This is a genomic window from Synechococcus sp. PROS-7-1 (assembly GCF_014279795.1).
Taxonomy (GTDB): domain Bacteria; phylum Cyanobacteriota; class Cyanobacteriia; order PCC-6307; family Cyanobiaceae; genus Synechococcus_C.
The window spans coordinates 1288939-1306118 of sequence record NZ_CP047945.1; the positions used below are offsets into that span (position 1 = coordinate 1288939).

The following is a 17180-nucleotide window of genomic DNA, read 5'->3' on the forward strand; positions in this document are numbered from 1 at the left end:
GGGGGATCCTACGGACTCTTTCGTGCTGAGAGGGTGATGAGGCAGTGGGGGGCTGCCCTGTAGAGTTGTTGTTTGTCATTCGCTTCGCAAGCGCGGCGTAACGTCCTTATGGCCAAGAACAAGGGCGTCCGGATCGTTGTCACTCTTGAGTGCACCGAATGCCGGTCCAGCACCGAAAAACGTTCACAGGGTGTGTCTCGATACACCACTGAAAAAAACCGTCGGAACACCACCGAGCGGTTGGAGCTCAAGAAGTTCTGTCCTCATGACAACAAAATGACGATTCACAAAGAGATCAAGTGATCTCTCGAATCTGAAATTTCTGTCCAAACTTCTTCTCCAACAGCATCGCAATGTCCAGCTCCTTCTTCAAGAAGCGTCTTTCACCGATCAAGCCCGGCGATCCCATCGACTACAAAGATGTGGATCTGCTCAAGAAATTCATCACAGAGCGCGGCAAGATTCTCCCTCGGCGCCTCACTGGCCTGACGGCAAAACAGCAGCGTGACCTCACCAATGCAGTTAAACGCGCTCGCATCGTGGCGCTCCTGCCATTTGTGAACCCAGAGGGCTGATTTCTGGCGTCCGCTGACTTCAAACCCGGTGACCTCGTCGGGGTCAGCGACCTGAAATCTCCTCAACTTGCAGTTGTTCTCTCTGCTCAAGGCAGCAAGCGCCGCCTCAGCATTGGGTTTAGGGCTAAGGAGCAAGTTCTCCCAGCCCGTCAATTCACCTTGATTGCCCCCAATCCGTCTTCCACCGATGTGGCAGGCAAGTTGGGGGTTTTTCCATGGGAATTCGACGAGCAAGCTCTATCGAAAGCCTGTCTTAATCATCGCGACTGGGGCCAGGCTTGGGTCTTGCTGAGTGAATCAAATGAGACTGCCGAGCTGCCGGACTTTGCTGATCTCGTTTATGGATCCCGGGAAGCCCTGTACTGCGCATCCACCTGGTTGAACCTTGAATCCGGTCATGATCTGTTTCGTCTCAAGCAAAGCAGGGTGAGTCCGAGATCGCTTCCTGAGATTCGCTCCAGGCGGCTCGAGAGACGACGGCATCAACTTGAGCAGGCCCGGTTTCAGTGCTGGATCAATTATTTCGGCGCCAAGCAGAGTAGTGATTACCAAGAGCTCGACCGGCTCCATCACCAATGGATTGAACAGCTCATTCGTTTTTGCGCCGGTACCATCACCCTCGACGACCTCCCAACTGAACTTCGTCAGTCTTTGGCGATGTTGCGTTTGGATCAAAGCCGTGGAGATGTCCGCGAGCGACTTGTGAGTCTTGGCCAGCTGGATCCTCACCAGCTGACATCCATGGCCGGTACGCCTTGGACTGACGGCTTCAATGTTGATCTCACTGCTGAAGCCGAGCGCCTGATCCAGCTCAGCCTTGAGGATCAACCCGGTGATTCAGAGCGTATTGATCTCACCCATCAGCCTTGCGTCACCATCGACGATGCCGAGACAAGGGATATTGACGATGCCCTAGGCCTTGAGCGACTGGCTAATGACCAACTCCGGATCTGGATTCACATTGCAGATCCAGGTCGCTTGATCACAGCTGGTTCGCCCCTGGATCTCGAAGCACGCCGCAGGGCCAGCAGTTTGTATCTCTCCAGGGGAATTCTGCCGATGTTTCCTTCGATCCTCTCCACCGAGGTGTTCAGCCTTCAAGCAAGCCGCCGAAACGCCGCCTGGAGCACATGGGTTGATCTTGATTCCACGGGGAACGTCGGCGCCAGCGGGATCTGTCGAAGCTGGGTGACGCCTCGCTATCGGCTCACTTACGACGACGCCGACGAACTGATTGATTTTGCGCCACCGGAAGAGGCCGATCTTTCCGATCTTCACGCACTGCTGACCACCAGGCGTCATTGGCGTGAGCAACGGGGAGCATTGATGATGGATTTACCGGAAGGCCGCATCCGCTGTCGTGATGGTCAGCCAACCGTTGAGATCACCGAGCCCAGTCCATCTCGGAACATGGTCGCCGAAGCCATGATCCTTTGCGGCACTGTGGCTGCTACCAAGGCCATCGAGAAAGACCTTGCGCTTCCGTTCCGAAGCCAGCTGCCTGCAGAGCTTCCATCGCCGGCTCAACTTGAAAGTCTTGGTGATGGTGCCGTTCGGTTCGCCGCCATTAAGCGCTGTCTCAGTCGCGGGTTGATGGGAACCGCACCGGCAGCCCATTTCAGCCTTGGTGTTCCTGCCTATACCCAGGCCACATCACCGATCAGACGCTATGGCGATCTGTTGGTGCAGCGTCAGTTCGCCGCTCTGCTCTCCCTGGATGGACATGATGAACCTCTGGATACGGAGTCTTTGCAGACTCTTCTTCAACAGCTTGAAACGGCTGTTCGCGAAGGAATTGCAGTAACCCGCGAAGATCAGCGGCACTGGCAACAGGTTTGGTTCGAGCAACATTCCGGTGAGTGCTGGCCGGTCGATTTTCTGCGTTGGTTGCGTCCACAGGATCGGTTAGGGCTGGTGCGTATCGAAGACCTTGCACTCGATCTTGCTGCTACCTGTCCACCCGGTAGTCAACCCGGTGATTCGCTGGTGCTGGGGGTGGTAGGAGTTGATTCCGTTCGCGATCAGCTCCATCTGGTTGCGGACGTCCCTGGAAGTGGTTGAGCACGGAATCAGGCCAGCAATGCACGGAGACGTCGTGCCAATGCCTCAAGGGGAGCACCATCCATCGGAGCTGAGCAGCGTTCACCGGTCTCCCCATTCATCCAGACAGGGTGCTGTCCGTGCCAAAGGATTGGACGTGCGGGCTGATCGGCCCAAGACAGTGTGAGATTGAGATCGGAGCCGCTGCGATAGAGCTCCAACTCGAGATCATTGTCTTCGAGACGAATCCCATGGACATCGCGGCATTCGATCCTGCCGCAATAATCCTCGATGGTTGCACTTTCTGCTGACACAACCGCATGAAGCAATGGCTTGCGACAGAGATCTGCCGCTGCTGCGATCAGGGTTTCAAGCGGCGCACAGGACGCCATCTCAGAAGGCTTCAATCGAACGGATCAACAGCTGGATCGATCCAGATCGGTAGCCAGGATTGGCTTCACCGTCGTCACCGAATCGGGAATGGAGAAGCTGAAGACGTGTGATGCAAGACGAATCAAATCGAAGTGGCAGCTTGATTGGACTCGCCCTCACCACGGGCTTGAGCTGATCAAAGGGAATCTCAACCACGGTTGTGCCATTCGTCTGGGTCGGCACAGTCGACACCCATCGCAACCCGCCAGGAATGAGCTCAGTCAGGCCGAGAACGCCATCGCGGCAGGCCACTGCAAACTTGAAGCTTCGCCCTTGACCATTCAGGGAGAGGCGAAGACCACGGAAATCACTCAGATCCAGCGGCGGCTTGTAGACCGGAGAGCGACAACTGACGAAGCCACCCCCTTCGCTCACCACTTCACCTTCGAGCAGAAGTCCGTCACCGGTGACACGACAGCCAGCTTGGCTTGAGCCACCCATGATCGTGTCATTCAAATTGGACCAGGACTGGAAGGTCGCCCCTGATGCAATGACACGAATCTGGGGTGCGGGTTGGGGGGGTGGCGTCGTCAAAGACCTTGTGATGCTGCCTGATCAGCGAGCACAAGAATCTCCGTGCTCGGTGTTACAAGTTTCGCAGGAGTCCGTTCGGATGATTCCGAAGGGTCAATCAGGCGTGACAGTGCCTGATGTTTGCCTTCTCCACTGACAAGAAACAGCACCTTTCTCGCTGCACTCAACACCGGCGCTGTGAGCGTGATCCGATCGAGTCCCTTGCCACGGCCAATGGTGGTCCATTGATCACGCACCGTCGGAGCTTCCGTTCCCGGAAACAGCGAAGCGGTGTGACCGTCATCACCAAGTCCGAGAAGCATGAGATCAAAAACCGGCGGATCTCCTTCACAGACCTTGGTCACCAATGATGCAAAAGCCTCCGCACTGGCTTCTGCTGTGGGAAGTTCCACGGTGGGGACAGGATGAAAGCAGGCACGTGAGCCCGGGTGCCCCGCTTTCAGAAGCGTGTTGCGCAACATCCGAGCATTGCTGGATTCATCATCAGCGGCGACCCAACGTTCATCTCCAAGAAAGACATCCACCCGGTCCCAGGGCAGATGTGCTTCACCGAGAAGGTCGTAGGCACGGGCGGGAGTGCTGCCGCCCGAGAGAGCAATCTGAGCTCGATCACGCTGATCCAGAGCCAAATCAATGGCAGCACCAATGTGCTCGGCGGCGCGGCGGGCCAGATCCTGTGGATCTGATGCCCGCTCGATGCGATAGGAGGTCATCGGTCTGAGCTCAGTTCAACCACTCAGTGTGGAAGATTCCGTCCTTATCGACACGCTCATAGGTGTGTGAGCCGAAGCAATCGCGCATGGCTTGCACCAGGTTCTGAGGCAAACGCGCAGTGCGATAGCTGTTGATGTAGTCGAGGGTGCTGCTCAGGCAGGGAACAGGGATTCCAGCTTCGGCAGCACCAGCCACCACCTTGGCCAGGCCTGGCAGCCTGCGGTTTACCTGCTCCGCAAACCATGGATCGATCAGCAGGTTTGCCAACTGAGGATCAACGTTGAAGGCATCCTGAATGCGCTTCAGCAAACGGGCACGGATGATGCAGCCACCCTTCCAGATCTGAGCGATCGAAGGCATGTGCAGGTTGTAGTTGTGCTCGGCAGATGCAATGCGCAACAGCTCCATCCCTTGGGCGTAGCTGGCCATGCAAGCCAGAACCATGGCATCCATCAGTGGTGCCATGCCATCGGCGGGGGTTCCCATGTCGAAGGACTTGATCGCGGGGCCTTTGAGAATCGGTTCTGCCTTGATCCGCTGTTCCTTCATGGAACTCATCACCCTCCCGTTCAAGGAGGCGTAGATCGTGGGCACGGATGCTCCCATCTGCAGAGCACTCACTACGGTCCAGAGGCCCGTTCCTTTCTGGCCGGCCTTGTCCTGGATTTTCTCTACGAGATCGGCTCCATCATCAGGATCTTTCGTGCGCAGGCACACTTCCGTGATCTCAACGAGGTAAGAGGAAAGCTCTTCGGTGCTGTTCCAGTGGGCGAACACGTCGGCCATCTGAGTTCCGTTCATGCCACCCACCCGCTTCATCAGGTCGTAGCCCTCGGCAAGAATCTGTTCGATTCCGTATTCGATGCCGTTGTGAACGGTTTTCACGAAGTGACCTGAACCACCCGGACCGATGTAAGTCACGCAGGGGCCGTCCTCCACCTGGGCGGCCATTTTTCGAACAAGGCTCTCAATCGCGTCGTAGGACGCCTTGGTTCCTCCAGGCATCATGCTCGGCCCCTCAAGAGCACCTTTGGCGCCACCTGATACGCCCATGCCGATGAAGCCGAAGCTCTTGCTCTCCAGCTCAGCGACGCGACGTTCTGTGTCGTGATACTCGGAATTACCGCCATCGATCAGCAAATCACCCTCTTCGAGGAAAGGTGAAATCTGCTGGATCACGGCATCAACAGGGCCTCCAGCCTTCACCATCATCAGGATGCGACGGGGGCGCTCCAGCTTGCTAACGAAGTCCTGGAGGTCTGTGGCTCCTTGAATGTTCTTGCCGGCACCGCGCCCAGACAGGAACTCTTCGGTTTTGGAGTAGGTGCGGTTGTAGACAACGCTTGAGAAGCCGTTGCTCTCGGCATTGAGGACGAGGTTCTCCCCCATCACTCCGAGACCGATCAGACCAAAGTGGGCCTTGGACATGGTCACATAAACCATTCACTGGAGTCAGTGTGACCACGTCACCGAGGTTCGGCTGCAACCTGGATAACCTCTGTCAGGAATGAGTGATCAGATCACCGTTCCATCAGGAATCGAGGCGTTCTTTACGACAACGACGATCCCGTTACGAATGTAGAAGCCATGCTCAGGGCGATCAGCTTCTTCGACGTGATCCTTGTTGACGATGGTGACGTTGCTTCCAATGCGGGCATTTTTGTCAAGAATCGCTCGCTTCACGGTCGTTCCCTTGCCGACACCCAGCGGAATGCCGCCTCGTTCCTTCAGTACAGCCCTTTCGCTCGATGATTCGAAGAAATCTGAACCCATGAGCAGAGAGTCCTGAAGAACCACTTCGTCTTCAACGCGGCTGCGCACCCCAAGCACCGAGTGGTGGATGCTGCAGGACTTAAGGATGGAGCCTTCACCGATGATCGAATCGGTGATCTGAGAGTCCACCAGCTTGCTGGGAGGCAAATACCGAGGCCTGGTGTAGATCGGGAACTCGGCGTCGTAAAAACTGAACGGCGGTGATGGCTGCTGCGTTAACGCCAAATTGGCTTCATAGAACGCACCGATGGTGCCGATGTCTTCCCAATAATCATCGAAGACATAACTCTTCAGACGATCTCCACGCTCGAGTGCTTCGGGGATGACTTCTTTGCCGAAATCCTTGTGGGTTGGATTTTGGTGAAGAAGATCGAACAGGGTGTCACGACTGAAGACATAAATGCCCATGGAAGCGAGGTAGGGGCGCTCCTTCGCAGACTCAGCACTCAGTCCGAATCTGGAGGTATCAACAGCCATTTCTAGAAGAGAGTCACCCTTGGGCTTTTCCCTGAATTCCATAATCCGACCTTCGGGATCGGTTCGCATCAGACCAAAGGCTTCAGCCTGCTTTGCGTCAACGGGGAGGGCCGCGACGGTCAGGTCAGCGCCGGTGCTGCGGTGGTGATTGATGAACAAGCTGTAGTCCATGCGATACAGCTGGTCACCGGAGAGGATCAGATATTCATCAACATCCCATTCTTGAAACAACCACTGGTACTTGCGAACAGCATCAGCCGTTCCTTCAAACCATGAAGGACTTTCTGGAGTCTGCTGAGCAGCGAGAACCTCAACGAACCCTTGACCAAAGCCAGCGGACAGGTTGTAGGTCTGGCTCAGGTGTCTGTTGAGAGAGGCGCTATTGAACTGCGTCAACACATACATCTTGTTGATGTTGGAGTTGATGCAGTTACTGATCGGGATATCAATCAGTCGGTACTTACCAGCGAGTGGCACTGCGGGCTTTGCCCGCATCTTGGTGAGGGGGTAGAGACGCGTTCCTGCGCCTCCCCCGAGAATGATGGCCAGAACGCGCTTCATGCCGCCCCCGCAGATCGGCGTTGCGGAGCAAACTTACCGGACTTTTCCCATTCTCAACCGGGTGATGGGCAAGATCCGCCAAGAATGGTGCGAATCAGTTCTGGACAGAGTCCTCGTCGGCTTGCAGATCAAACAGCCGCTCCACGACTGAGAGGGCATTCTGACGATCAGAACGCGGCTGAGGGCTTCTGAGCGCAGTTACAGGGGTGTGCAGAATTTTATTGATGATGCCCTTGCTGAGGGCTTCCACAACCTTGCGTTCCCGGGCTGAGAAATCCGGCCCCATGCGACTGAGTGCCTTCATCAGCTCCTCAGACCGGATGGATTCCATGGAGGAACGAAGGCGATTGATTGTGGGCACCGCCTCCAGGGAGTCCCACCATTCCAGGAACTGTCGTCCTTCCTCATCCAGAAGGCCCTGGGCTTCTCGTGCAACCTGCTGACGGGCCTCTTGGTTGCGTTCCACCACCTCTTTGAGGTCGTCGACGTCATGGGCTTCAACGCCCCCGAGTCCCACGACATCCGCTGCGATATTGCGTGGGACCCCGATGTCGATTAACCGAAGCGAGCTGCGTCTGTTGAGGGTCGATAAACGCTGAGCATCGATGATCGGATCGTCAGCAGCTGTACTGGTGAAGACCAGAGAACAGGTGCTCAAGCAATGATCAAGATCCTCCAGTGGTCTGCACTGGACGGGAAGAGTCGGGAAATCCGCAGCGAGAGACTCGGCTCTCTCAACCGTTCGATTCAGCAGGACAACACCGGAAGCCCCCTTGGCCTGGAGATGTTGCAGTAGCAGGCGACTCATCCTGCCGGCGCCGACCACGGCGACCTGCTCACCCTCCAGCGTGACAAGTTCGTCGAGACCTCGGGCCTGACCAACCTTGAGCTGGGCCAATTCAACAGCAGCGGAACTGATTGATACGGCTCCTGTGCCGAGATTCGTTTCTGAGCGGACGCGTTTACCGGTACTAACGGCCTGGGTCAGAAGCCGGTTCAAAATTGGGCCAAGGGACTTGTGCTCCTGGCCCAGACGCATCATTTTCTTGACCTGGGAGAGAATCTGCCCCTCGCCAAGCACCAGACTGTCGAGTCCAGCAGCCACACGCAGTAGATGCGCCACAGCATCTTCGTGGTGATAAGCAAAGAGGTGGGGCTTTAGATCCCCGGTTTTCAAACCGGAGTGACCACTGAGAAACTCCCGAACAGCACTGATTCCCAACTCGGGGTTGCGGACAAGCGTGTAGATCTCGAGTCGGTTGCAGGTGCTGAGAATCGACGCTTCCAGCACCTGGTCATGACCGCGCAGATTGTGAAGGGACTCCTCCATGGTCTGCTCAGGGATGCTGAGCTTTTCGCGCACTTCAACCGGTGCCGTTCGATGACTGAGGCCGACAACGGCGATGTGCATGGAGAAATCCCTTGTTGCGTGAAAAAGAGGTCAGCTCAGCGCGATGCTTTGAGCCCCGTCCTTGATGTGCACCGTGTTGGTGAAACGGCAGGTGTTGTCGAGATTGCTGATCACCAGGCTGCTTGTGCGTGTGCAGTCCGACTCGAACTTAACGCCGTGGAACAGGAGGCCATCGGTGATTCCACTGCCTGCAAACACCACATGCTCTCCAGAGGCGAGCTCTTCGGCTTCATAGATCTTGTCGGGATCGGCAATTCCCATTTCAGCCAAGCGGGCGAGATTGCCCTCTTTGGTCAGATCGGCCCACTCCTTGGTCTGCGCGACTGCGGGGTCGTACACGAGCTGACCCTGGAAGTGACCGCCAAGAGCGCGCATGGCCGCAGCGGAGATCACACCCTCGGGAGCGGCACCGATGCCCATCAAACAGTGGGTTCCTGTTCCAGCAAATCCACAAGCAATCGCAGCCTGCACATCACCATCAGAAATCGGCTGAACGCGAGCGCCAGTCGCGCGGATTTCAGCGATCAGATCCTTGTGGCGTGCACGATCCATCACCACTATGGTGAGTTCACTCGCCGCCATTCCCAGACACTCGCTGAGAATTTTGATGTTTTCAGTGGCTGACTTGCGGATGTCAACCTTGCCTTTGGCAGCCGGAGGAGCCGCCAGCTTCTTCATGTAGAAGTCCGGGGCATTGAACAGACCCCCGCGATCTGAGGCAGCCAGGACGGCCATGGAGCCCCTCTGGTTGTTGGCACACAGATTTGTTCCTTCGCAGGGGTCGACGGCGAAGTCGACTCCCGGACCGGATCCACTGCCCACTTCTTCACCGATGTAGAGCATGGGGGCTTCATCACGCTCCCCTTCACCGATGACGATGCGGCCCTGCATTTGGATCTGACCCATGCGCTCACGCATGGCTTCGACTGCTGCAGCATCGGCTTCATCCTTTTTGCCGAGACCAGTGAGGCGGGCGGAGGCGATGGCCGCCTGCTCAACGACCTCGAGAATTTCCTGGATGAGAGTGCGATCCACGGGAGTGCGGCGGGGGGGACGAATGCGGAGAGTGTCAGCTCACTGGGCTTGGTGCCACAGGGCTTTTCACTCAAAAGCGCGGCTCACTGTATCAGCGACTTCCGCACTCTTTACAATCGCTGGGTCTCAGCAGTCTTCCCGTCATGAGCACCAAGTCCCTGGTGGTCTCCCCATCCATCCTTTCAGCGGATTTCTCACGACTCGGCGAGGAGGTCAAAGCTGTTGACCAAGCTGGCGCTGATTGGATCCACGTCGATGTGATGGACGGACGTTTCGTCCCAAACATCACCATCGGTCCCCTGATCGTTGAAGCCTTGCGGCCGGTCACGACCAAGCCGTTGGACGTGCACTTGATGATCGTTGAACCTGAAAAGTACGTTCCTGATTTCGCCAAGGCCGGCGCCGACATCATTTCGGTTCAGGTTGAGGCCTGCCCACACCTGCATCGCAACCTGGCTCAGATCAAGGATCTCGGCAAAATGGCCGGTGCTGTTCTGAACCCCAGCACCCCACTGAGCACCCTGGAGTACTGCCTCGAGTTGTGTGATCTCGTGCTGATCATGAGCGTGAACCCTGGTTTCGGCGGCCAGAGCTTCATCGACAATCAGGTCCAGAAGATTCGTGATCTCCGTCGCATGTGTGATGAGAAAGGTCTCGATCCCTGGATTGAAGTGGATGGTGGCGTGAAAGGTGGAAATGCTTGGAAGGTGATCGAAGCGGGTGCCAACGCCATTGTGAGCGGGTCTGGAGTCTTCAATCAGCCCGATTACGCCGCTGCCATCCAAGGCATCCGCGACAGCAAGCGCCAAGAAGCTGTCTTGGTCTGATGCCGTCGTGAGCTGGTCCCACTGATTGGATCACCTTGTTCGGGGAGTCATCAGTGGGAACCATTGCATCAAAGGAAATCGCAATGGTCGTCGTCACTGTCTGCCTCCCTGGCTTGGATAGCCAGTGCAGACAGGGGCAAAAGAATTGCAAGTCCAACAAAAATTTCCATGTAGCGCTCTCTTGGAAATCCGAGAATGAGTTAATTTCTCGAAAAGAACTGCAGTAGTCAATACCTTTCAAGGAACATATTTCCTTTCCTGGGCGAACCAACATTGTGTTCATCATCAAAGTTTACGTGTTTCCGTTGCAACAAGCACAATTCCGAACGATTGAAAACCATTACCTTGAATTCAACTGCTCAAGGATCAATGGCTTCAATGCAGACACCCATGCATTCATCAGTAAAAAGCTCATTCACTGCCCCAGACTACGCAGGTGATTACTATGTTTGTGATAACGATCACAACTGCAGAGTTGTCTCCAATTCCTGGATTGCCGAACAAACATCGAGATTGACAATGCATTATTCTCAATCGGTCTTAGAAGCCAAAGCATATTTTATTATTTCTGAATAACATCAATGAGCCCGGGCAGTGATAGACCACTCTCAGTCCAATCTCAGGGAACTCTCAGATAGCATAGAGCTTATCAAATACATTGAAGACAGGAGGGAAATGCTCATGCTCCAATGCCAATTCAACTCGCGAGATAGCTATGCAAGTCCACAAAACCGACTGCAAAATCACAGCGACAGACTGCGGGTTGAGAAACCAAACAATCATCTACGACAAAGGCTTTGACAAGCTATGGAGGATGCGGCAGTTCTCATCCGAAGGAGTACTTATACCCGGCTGGTCTACCGAGCATGTTCAGACCTATCTGAACACATTTTGGTGATAGAGAAAAACCTGAAAATGGTGAATCAAGATTGATTCCTGTCGATGCAGCGAGGGCCGCAGAGAAAGACTGAAACGAAGCAAATCGTTCAGCATTGTCTAGTCATCGTCAAAACATCAGAGCCAGTTATGAGCCAAAAAACCATCCATAACTATGCAAGCCGATACCGAGCAGGTTAACTCCGATGTAACAAACCACAATCACGACCAAACCCAAGGAAGCAACCATTGCCGGTCTTCGACCTTGCCATCCGCGGCTGAGACGAGTATGCAGGTAAGCCGCGTAAACCAACCAACAGATCAACGCCCACGTTTCTTTTGGGTCCCAGCTCCACCAGCTCCCCCAAGCCTCATTGGCCCAGACGGCGCCACTGATAATTCCTACTGTTAAAAGCAGAAATCCCACGGTGATGGTTCGATAGCTCAGGCTGTCGAGCTGTTCACTGCGACTGAAATCAAGCGATGACAACTGCAGCTCGGGAGACGTTTGCAAAGCAACGGAACTGTCATGCCCAGAGATCGCAACGGCTCTTCGAAAGGCACCAGTTCCGATCGAGCTGCTGCGTAGTTCCAGCTGTTGACCGCGATCCGTCACAAGAACAGCAACTGAGAGCAGAGATCCCACCAGTAGAGCGGCATAGCTCACCATGATCACGCTCACATGCATCACTAACCAGCTGCTACGAAGCGCAGGAACCAAGGGGGAGGCCTGCTGCAATTGATCAGGCAGGGCAAAGCTGGCAAAAGCGATACACCCCAAACCCATGGGTGTGGCAGATGCCGAGACAAGGGGTGAAGGCCACTGACGTTCCACTAGCAATTGGGTGAGCGTGCAAGCCCACGCCAGGAAGCAGAGGGATTCGTAAAGATTGCTGATCGGGAAGTGACCGGACTGCCACCAACGCAACACCAGCTGCGCAGTCAAGAGCAGATTGGCAAGGGCCAGGAGAGAGCGCACGCCACTGGAGCTACGACCATTGGATAGGGCCCAAAAGCTCCACGGAAGGGCCGTGAGCAGCAAGGCAAACGCGGCCAATCCCAGCACCAGTACCGGCTCTGAAGCGATTGATTGCAGATCGAGACTCCCCAAAGCAGACAACGGATAATCGAGAGTGATCTGATTCTGCCTCGCAGGATCATCCGGTGGCGAAATCAGATGAGACCCCAGCAGTGACTTCGATCAAACGAAGCCATTGGTGTCGTCCGATTCACGTTCTTTCTGTGCTCCCCCGATTCAAGGAAGAGGAAGCAACCTAGATCGCAGCGTGTTCATTCCGCTCCCGAATGCACGCTGCAGCTGGCACCAGTCTGATCAAGCAGAGAACGTGGGGACGCGGCATGAACCTTGGTGATCCCGACCCCATGCATCCTGGTGGCTTCCTATTAAGAAAAATGACAAACCCTTTCCATGCCATATCCACGCACAACGAGCAGAATAGGGGTCGATTCACTGGTTCGTAGATGCTTCTCAATTTGCCTCAGAAACTTCAGAACCTAAAGATGGTCGCGGCTGTTTCCAATTTTCTTGAGAAACCGGATCTCGATAATGTTTATGGGGTAGGGGCCAGCCTCCAGGGTTCTGAAATGTCGCGCCAAATGGGTCGACACTTAATGGAGAACCCGCGCTTCCGTGCTCTTGTTGAGGAAAAGTGGCGTCCACCTGTAGTTCGGCTTGACGAACTGCTGGCCATGCCAGATGGAAGTTTGGGACATGTTTATGCACATCAATTGTCCTCTCAGGGGCTTGATCCGGAAAGCACGATTGATCACTCTGAAATCAACTCAACGGCAAGTTATATCAAACACCGCATGCGAGAAACCCACGACATCATTCATGTTCTTACAGGCTTTGGTGTGGATGCATCAGGCGAAATGGGTGTTCTTGCCTTTGGCCTAGCTCAAAATCGACATCCATTAGCGGTACTTCTCATTCTCGGTTCGCTTCTTAAAGCGCTCCAGGAAGACGTTGATTTAACACCAATTTTACGAGCAATCAGCAAGGGCTTTAAGCTTGGTTTGGCTGCTCAGACAGCAGTAGCATTTAAACTGGAAGATGGTTGGCAGCGCCCAATCGAGGACTGGAGAGAAGAAATCGGTCTTCCTCGCAATCCATAACTGCCGTGTTCATGGAATGATTTGAATTTTCAATATTGGGACTATCAGTTTTAATTCAACTTGCTTGGACAATATCCATTAAAAGTTTTATTGAGTGATGTAGAGGTTTGGTGTAAGCCTCGAGTTCATCAGCGAAAGGGAGACAGTTTTGAAAATTGACTGCCTATATAGCTTGTCCATCGTCGACCTCCTCTTGATTGCAATAAAAGAATGAAAAAAGCAAACATATACAGGGCTATGGCCAACACATAAAAGTCTCTATATCCATCAACAAAAGCAAGTTTTGCTGATGATATCAGTGTATTACGTTCATTCTCTGGCAAGGATTCAGCAACCCGAAAGGCTCCACCGATTGAGCCGGTCGCATTTAACTTCATTGACTCCCCCATACGAGAGAGTGTCTCGTTCATCATCGATGACAAATTGGTTGAAAGGACCAAACCCGAAAGGGCAATACCTGTTGACAGACCGTATCGCATGACCATTGCATTCAGGGATGCACCGAAGCTCCTTTGATCTTCATCGTATGATGCTAAAACTCCATGGACCATTATCGCTGGCTCAATTCCAGCACTACCGGAAAGAATGAAGCCAACGGTTAAGACAAATGGGTTAGGGCTTACACCGGCAAAACCGATTAATCCATAGCCGATTGATGCAGTAATTAATCCCAACATTGCGAGCCGATATGAACCAATAGATTTGCTTAGTACTCCAGACAATGAGCTACACAGAATCCATACAAGAGTTGCTGCTACAACGAGCAGAGCTGCCTTGAATGCCGACAAACCGACGACAAGCTGTAAATATTGCATATTGAGGAAGATCATGCCGCCATACACCAACTGAACAATCCAGTTGATTCCTGTCGGAACTAGAAAAGATCGTTTGCGTAATTGTTTTAACTGAAATAAGGGATTTGAACATCGCGATTCATGGATTAAAAGAGTTATTAGTGAAAGAACAGAAATCGCGATCGAAAACACTGAAATAAATCGATTATTTGATTGGTTCGATAAATTCACTAAAAAGAGCAGGCTACTGGTTCCAAATAGAGCTGTAAGAGTTGCTCCAATTTGGTCGAAGGAACGTGGTTTGCCTGTAGGACCTGCGCGCTTTGGTATTTCAGAACATACAATCAGAATTGATACAAGCAACAAAGGCGCTACAGATAATAACGCTGCTCTCCAGGAAACAGTTGTAATCAAATAGCCAGCAAGAAGAGGTCCAAGAAGACCACCGATCGCTTGAGCTGCGGTGACAAGTCCTATAGCAGTAGGACGCTTGGATTCATCTACAACTTGGTATGCCAAGACAAGAGCAGAAGGCATCACGAGGGCACTTCCCAGACCAGAAAAGGTTCGAAAAGCAATCAGCGTGTTCACGTCTAGGACCATCGAGGCGCCAACAGCCGACCCCATCAGGATTGACAATCCGATCACGAGTACACGTCGAAAACCGTAAAGACTTGCCCAGTAGCCACCAAAAAGCATGAACGCTGATGCCGCCAGCGGTGTGCAATTCACAATCCAGGTAAGCTGCTCCGAATCAACCACAAACGCTTTTGAGATCGGAGGCAGCGCGACGCTGGCGACAGTTGTGTTAATCGCTACTGCAACATAAGCAAGTACAAGACCCCAAAAGGCAACAGGCATTTGAGGTAGAAGTCGCTTTGATGAAATCAAGTTCATTTCACTGTCCCAGACAATTGCAATAGGCCAGAAATTGCCTGGGAGTATTTCAGCAATCCAGTCGTTGTCCATGCAAAGGAACGTGCACGAAATCGTATCGATGCTGCTTGCCAGAAAAGATCGTTCAATATCAATTTGGTTAACAGAAATCCATTGCGTTGATATTGTGAATACCAGGCACAGATGGCAGCATCCACAGCATCAACAACTGTTGTGCAGCAGTTCTGTCTAGTGATATGGTAAGTGAGCTCCTGGCGTGCATACTTTTGGTAATGTAGAAGTCTTTGATACGAATAATCTTCAATTAGGACTGTATGCGTTGGTTCACCCCGTAGTTCGAGATCATCCTTGAACGATATCCTCCAGCGTGCTGGCATTCGATAATGCTGATCCATACGTATTGCTCGTTTCATATTGGATGCACTGCTTTTGGATGGATCCATGTGAGCTAGATCATTTTGGGGACAAAAACTGATATAGACATCCGATCCACATTCCAGTGTTGCGTGATGAGCAGTTGGCCCAGAATTAGCACGATGAGGTGACAAGGTTGAAGTGAAGAAATTCCAGAGTTCAGCGATATAAGGATAGGGAACGATTTGCTCGCTCTCAGTGAGCCATATTCGAATCTTAATTGGAACTGGACGACCGTCATCTGCTCTTAGCGGGCCTAAATCATTCTCCGTGAATGATCCAGTTTTGAACATCGGAATCGCAGGATTAGTCAAACGTCCTCGGCGAACGATCACACGAATACATGACAAAGAAAACACAATGAGCAGTATGGATAAAAATAAACGCGGTTTTTGATAATCGGGTATAAAATCAAATACAAAAAAGGCGCCTAGGAGCAGATACAGAAAACCTTTCAAACATTGTAATTGCCAACGCATTGGTCGTATCATTATAGAAAAGAGAACAAAAATAATGGCATTGATTATGAATATGACGCCAATAATTTCTCCCCAAAGCAAGTCGAACCATGCGCTAAACTGACTCATCCCAAAGAGCAAGGCAAGCGCAGTAAAGCCAATCAGAAAAAGTCGCGGTTGATTCAGGCGGGACCTCGTAAACGCTGCATTGGTCGGACGAAAAATCCCAATCCATAAGGTCGCCAGCAGAATTAACGCAAAGGCAATCGCTAACCAATGCACCAATAGATTTGGTTCAGCATTGATATGCAAGGCAAGGTAAATACCTGTTCCCATGCTTGCCAAGGCTATGATTCCTATCAGCAAGCGGTATCGAGAAACACCACGAGCTCCTAAAAGGAGAGGGAGCAAATCGAGCATGAATCGTGTCTAACCAAATCAATGCTAGCTACAAAATTTATTTTTACCATTTTCTTGGCAATCAATACACTTCTGACTATGCTTGGAATAATTGTTTTATCCAGATGCTTTTCAACCTCGACAAAAAGGCTCAAGCCCTGAAGATGGTTGCCGGATTATCCAAATGGATGAAAAATCCAGATGAGCTGGAGAACGTTCGTGCGGTAGCAGGAAGCCTTCGTGGAACTAATTTATTTGCACAATCAATGGCACATCTATTGAGCCATCCACGCTTCAAGGCGCTTGCAGATGAACGTTGGAGACCTCCTTCCAAATCCCTTAAGGAACTTTCATTGTTACCCGTTGGCTCCCTAGGTAAAACCTATGCTGACGAATTGATCAAGCAAGGTTTCTCGCCAGACGAGTTAATGGACAACGGAGAAGTGACAGATCTAAAAAGCTTTGTCTCCCATCGACTCCATGAAACACACGATATAATCCATGTTTTGACAGGTTTTGGAACTGATCTCGTTGGTGAGATGGGCCTTCAGGCCTTTGCATTAGCGCAAAACCGTGCACCGCTTGCTGTTCTTTTAATCTCGGGATCACTTCTACGTGCATTGCAAAATGATGAACCCCTTGAACCTCTGCTTAAGGCTATTAGTCACGGATTTGAGATGGGTTTGAGTGCTGATTTGGTTATTGCCTATAAATTAGAAGATCAATGGGATCTATCTGTAGAAGAGTGGAGAAAAGCTCTTGGTTTCAACGGTAGTAATTGAACTGTAGACGTCAATTTTGATTCTTTGTTATAAAGACCAATGAGG

At 52.5% G+C, this 17180-nt stretch carries 16 protein-coding genes; 6 read left to right on the forward strand and 10 right to left on the reverse strand.

From position 1 onward, the window contains the following. Positions 1-108: 108 nt before the first annotated feature. The 3 genes from rpmG (at position 109) to SynPROS71_RS07090 (ending at position 2636) form a co-directional block, all read left to right on the forward strand. A complete protein-coding gene (rpmG, locus tag SynPROS71_RS07080; RefSeq protein WP_011933197.1) occupies positions 109-303 on the forward strand; it encodes a 50S ribosomal protein L33 in 195 nt (64 codons plus the stop codon). Between the two features lie 50 nt (positions 304-353). Next, positions 354-575, forward strand: a complete 222-nt coding sequence (rpsR, locus tag SynPROS71_RS07085) for a 30S ribosomal protein S18 (protein ID WP_006041316.1) — start codon at positions 354-356, stop codon at positions 573-575. Positions 576-734: 159 nt separating this feature from the next. Next, positions 735-2636 (forward strand): ribonuclease catalytic domain-containing protein, encoded by a 1902-nt coding sequence (locus SynPROS71_RS07090; RefSeq protein ID WP_255442029.1) that lies wholly within the window; start codon positions 735-737, stop codon positions 2634-2636. Positions 2637-2644: 8 nt separating this feature from the next. On the opposite strand, the gene SynPROS71_RS07095 is transcribed toward SynPROS71_RS07090, so the two are convergent. The 7 genes from SynPROS71_RS07095 to glpX form a co-directional block, all read right to left on the reverse strand. After that, positions 2645-3007, reverse strand: coding sequence for a hypothetical protein (locus SynPROS71_RS07095; RefSeq protein WP_186594139.1), 363 nt, complete (start codon positions 3005-3007; stop codon positions 2645-2647). Between the two features lies 1 nt (position 3008). Continuing rightward, positions 3009-3581: a CIA30 family protein gene (locus SynPROS71_RS07100; RefSeq protein WP_186594140.1), complete on the reverse strand. Its 573-nt coding sequence runs from the start codon at positions 3579-3581 to the stop codon at positions 3009-3011. Further along, complete coding sequence (gene pgl, locus SynPROS71_RS07105) at positions 3578-4294, reverse strand: 6-phosphogluconolactonase (RefSeq protein ID WP_186594141.1); 717 nt, start codon at positions 4292-4294, stop codon at positions 3578-3580. The genes SynPROS71_RS07100 and pgl overlap by 4 nt, the downstream gene beginning before the upstream one ends. A 10-nt stretch (positions 4295-4304) precedes the next feature. Further along, entirely contained in the window at positions 4305-5723 is a 1419-nt protein-coding gene (gene gndA / locus SynPROS71_RS07110; RefSeq protein WP_186594142.1) for an NADP-dependent phosphogluconate dehydrogenase, read from the reverse strand. An 87-nt stretch (positions 5724-5810) separates the two neighbouring features. Continuing rightward, a complete protein-coding gene (locus SynPROS71_RS07115; protein WP_186594143.1) occupies positions 5811-7106 on the reverse strand; it encodes a glucose-1-phosphate adenylyltransferase in 1296 nt (431 codons plus the stop codon). 94 nt (positions 7107-7200) lie between these two features. Next, on the reverse strand, positions 7201-8517 hold the full coding sequence (locus tag SynPROS71_RS07120; protein ID WP_186594144.1) for a glutamyl-tRNA reductase: 1317 nt from the start codon (positions 8515-8517) through the stop codon (positions 7201-7203). 30 nt (positions 8518-8547) lie between these two features. Further along, a complete protein-coding gene (gene glpX, locus SynPROS71_RS07125) occupies positions 8548-9552 on the reverse strand; it encodes a class II fructose-bisphosphatase (RefSeq protein WP_186594145.1) in 1005 nt (334 codons plus the stop codon). 143 nt (positions 9553-9695) lie between these two features. Between glpX and rpe the strand changes: the two genes are divergently transcribed. Next, a complete protein-coding gene (rpe, locus tag SynPROS71_RS07130) occupies positions 9696-10379 on the forward strand; it encodes a ribulose-phosphate 3-epimerase (RefSeq protein WP_186594146.1) in 684 nt (227 codons plus the stop codon). A 1024-nt stretch (positions 10380-11403) separates the two neighbouring features. Here the strand turns inward: rpe and ccsB are convergent. Next, on the reverse strand, positions 11404-12366 hold the full coding sequence (ccsB, locus tag SynPROS71_RS07135; protein WP_186594148.1) for a c-type cytochrome biogenesis protein CcsB: 963 nt from the start codon (positions 12364-12366) through the stop codon (positions 11404-11406). A gap of 410 nt (positions 12367-12776) precedes the next feature. Here ccsB and SynPROS71_RS07140 point away from each other — a divergent pair, with 410 nt between their 5' ends. Next, a complete protein-coding gene (locus tag SynPROS71_RS07140; protein ID WP_370586810.1) occupies positions 12777-13391 on the forward strand; it encodes a Coq4 family protein in 615 nt (204 codons plus the stop codon). A 128-nt stretch (positions 13392-13519) separates the two neighbouring features. On the opposite strand, the gene SynPROS71_RS07145 is transcribed toward SynPROS71_RS07140, so the two are convergent. Together SynPROS71_RS07145 and SynPROS71_RS07150 are read right to left on the reverse strand one after the other, a co-directional pair. Then, on the reverse strand, positions 13520-15154 hold the full coding sequence (locus tag SynPROS71_RS07145) for an MFS transporter (RefSeq protein WP_186594151.1): 1635 nt from the start codon (positions 15152-15154) through the stop codon (positions 13520-13522). After that, positions 15079-16374, reverse strand: coding sequence for a hypothetical protein (locus SynPROS71_RS07150; RefSeq protein ID WP_186594153.1), 1296 nt, complete (start codon positions 16372-16374; stop codon positions 15079-15081). Before SynPROS71_RS07150 ends, SynPROS71_RS07145 begins: the two co-directional genes overlap by 76 nt. A gap of 5 nt (positions 16375-16379) precedes the next feature. On the opposite strand from SynPROS71_RS07150, the gene SynPROS71_RS07155 reads away from it, so the two are divergent. Beyond that, on the forward strand, positions 16380-17135 hold the full coding sequence (locus tag SynPROS71_RS07155; RefSeq protein ID WP_370586811.1) for a Coq4 family protein: 756 nt from the start codon (positions 16380-16382) through the stop codon (positions 17133-17135). Positions 17136-17180 lie beyond the last annotated feature (45 nt).

What these genes read in the sequence shown, in the direction of transcription:
- SynPROS71_RS07150 (WP_186594153.1), bottom strand. Translation starts at nt 16,374, where the DNA reads ATGCTCGATTTGCTCCCTCTCCTTTTAGGAGCTCGTGGTGTTTCTCGA.
- SynPROS71_RS07115 (WP_186594143.1), bottom strand. Translation starts at nt 7,106, where the DNA reads ATGAAGCGCGTTCTGGCCATCATTCTCGGGGGAGGCGCAGGAACGCGT.
- SynPROS71_RS07095 (WP_186594139.1), bottom strand. Translation starts at nt 3,007, where the DNA reads ATGGCGTCCTGTGCGCCGCTTGAAACCCTGATCGCAGCAGCGGCAGAT.
- SynPROS71_RS07140 (WP_370586810.1), top strand. Translation starts at nt 12,777, where the DNA reads ATGGTCGCGGCTGTTTCCAATTTTCTTGAGAAACCGGATCTCGATAAT.
- rpmG (WP_011933197.1), top strand. Translation starts at nt 109, where the DNA reads ATGGCCAAGAACAAGGGCGTCCGGATCGTTGTCACTCTTGAGTGCACC.
- rpsR (WP_006041316.1), top strand. Translation starts at nt 354, where the DNA reads ATGTCCAGCTCCTTCTTCAAGAAGCGTCTTTCACCGATCAAGCCCGGC.
- gndA (WP_186594142.1), bottom strand. Translation starts at nt 5,723, where the DNA reads ATGTCCAAGGCCCACTTTGGTCTGATCGGTCTCGGAGTGATGGGGGAG.
- rpe (WP_186594146.1), top strand. Translation starts at nt 9,696, where the DNA reads ATGAGCACCAAGTCCCTGGTGGTCTCCCCATCCATCCTTTCAGCGGAT.
- SynPROS71_RS07145 (WP_186594151.1), bottom strand. Translation starts at nt 15,154, where the DNA reads ATGGACAACGACTGGATTGCTGAAATACTCCCAGGCAATTTCTGGCCT.
- pgl (WP_186594141.1), bottom strand. Translation starts at nt 4,294, where the DNA reads ATGACCTCCTATCGCATCGAGCGGGCATCAGATCCACAGGATCTGGCC.
- SynPROS71_RS07120 (WP_186594144.1), bottom strand. Translation starts at nt 8,517, where the DNA reads ATGCACATCGCCGTTGTCGGCCTCAGTCATCGAACGGCACCGGTTGAA.